Source organism: Deinococcus pimensis DSM 21231 (assembly GCF_000519345.1).
In the GTDB taxonomy this organism is placed as follows: Bacteria; Deinococcota; Deinococci; order Deinococcales; family Deinococcaceae; genus Deinococcus_A; species Deinococcus_A pimensis.
This window is the reverse complement of sequence record NZ_KI912657.1, coordinates 64,501-66,275: the sequence shown is the minus strand read 5'-3', so window position 1 is coordinate 66,275 and position 1,775 is coordinate 64,501. Positions and strand designations below refer to the sequence as shown.

Genomic DNA, 1,775 nt, shown 5'->3' with positions numbered 1-1,775 from the left:
GAGAGCGGTGGGATCGGACGCGGGCCACGCCGCTGGAGCCCGGACCCGGCCACGGCGGCGGAACGCGAGGCGGTGGACCTCGCGCTGGCACGGTTGCGTGACCTCGCGGCGCGTCAGCCGGACCTGCGGGCCTTCGTGCACTCGGACCGGGTGGACCTGCAGCGCATGGCGGACCACGAGGCGGGCATCTTGATGCGGCTCACGCCCGACCGGGATCATCCGTTCATGCGCCTCGCTCATCACACGTCGCGGTCGGCGCGGCGCGAGGCGGCGCGGGCCTGTCAGACGCGCGGCTTCGTGGACGCGGCAGACTGAACCTGGCAAGGAGAGCGCCGCCCGTGGGCGGCGCTCCGTGTCCCCTTGCCGCTCAGCCCTCGGCGACGGCGTCCGTCCGGACGGCGGGGCCGCGCGGCACGCGGGGCAGCACGAACGCCGTGAGGATCGTGCCGAGCAGCAGGAAGGCGCCGCCCATGAAGAACGCCGCGCCCGGCACGCGCGTGGGTGCTCCGCCGCCGTTGAAGTACGCGAAGACCCACGTCGCGACGAGCGGCCCGACGATGCCGACGAGGCTGTTCACGCCCGTCAGCGCGCCCTGCACGGTGCCCTGCTCGCGCTCGTCGACGCTGCGGCTGATGAGGCCCTGGATGGCGGGACCCGAGACGCCGCCGACCGAGCCGATCACGATCGCGACGTACATGGCGAGGTCCGTGCGGGCCAGGCCGAGCAGCACGAACTGCACGACGCCCACCAGCAGACCGCCGATGATCGCGACGCGCTCGCCGAGCGCCTTCAGGGCGAAGCCCACGAGGCCCGCCTGCACCACGATGGACAGCACGCCGACGAGGGCGAGGCCGTAGCCGTTCTGCTGCGGTCCCCAGCCCAGCACGCTCTCCGTGAAGAGCACCCACGTGTTGAAGATCACCTGGTTCGCCATGCCGAACAGCACGAAGGCGTACGCGAGGTTGCGCACGAGCGGGTAGCGCGCGAGCGCGGCGAGGCTCACGAGGGGGTTGACGTGGCGCAGGCTCACCTTCGGGTTGCGCAGTTCGGGCTTCAGGGACTCCGGCAGGACGAACAGGCCGTACAGGCCGTTGAGCAGGGCCATGCCCGCCGCGACGAGGAAGGGCAGGCGCAGGTCCACGTTGCCGAGCCAGCCGCCCACGACGGGCCCGAGGATGAAACCCACGCCGAACATCGCGCCGACGAGGCCGAACTGTTTCGCGCGCTGCTCGGGCGGGGTGACGTCGGCGATGTAGGCGTTCACGACGGTCATGCTCGCGCCCGTGATCCCGGCGACGACGCGGCCCAGGAAGAGCCACGCGAGCGTCGGCGCGAAGTACAGCACGAGGTAGTCGAGACCGAGGCCGAAGATGGAGAGCAGCAGGACGGGGCGGCGTCCGTAGCGGTCCGAGAGCGCCCCGAGCATGGGAGCGAACACGAACTGCATCGCGGCGTACACGGCGGTGAGGATGCCGAGCATGTGCGCCCCGGCGGCCTCGCCGCCCGCGAGCTGCTTCACGAGGGCGGGCAGGACGGGGATGATCAGGCCGACGCCCATCACGTCGATGAGGAGCGTGATCAGCACGAACACGATCGCGGCGGGTCTGCGCGTCTGCATTCCCACAGGCTACTCTCCTGTGGTCATCGTGCCGTGCGCCATCTGGCCGACACGGACGGCAGGCCGGAGGGCGGAGGCGCGGCGCGCTAGGAGTCGAGGTCCGGGAGGTCCGCCGAGGCACGCGGGGGGACGGCGCGGCGCCTGGGCGTCGGGGCGC

At 72.2% G+C, this 1,775-nt stretch carries 2 protein-coding genes; one reads left to right on the top strand and one right to left on the bottom strand.

Annotated features, from left to right (window positions below; genetic code table 11):
* Window positions 1–315 (top strand): hypothetical protein (locus DEIPI_RS0116540; RefSeq protein WP_027482501.1); only part of this gene is annotated, 315 nt, incomplete at its 5' end.
* 52 nt (window positions 316–367) lie between these two features.
* On the opposite strand, the gene DEIPI_RS31930 is transcribed toward DEIPI_RS0116540, so the two are convergent.
* Window positions 368–1,618, bottom strand: a complete 1,251-nt coding sequence (locus DEIPI_RS31930) for a TCR/Tet family MFS transporter (RefSeq protein ID WP_045234530.1) — start codon at window positions 1,616–1,618, stop codon at window positions 368–370.
* Window positions 1,619–1,775 lie beyond the last annotated feature (157 nt).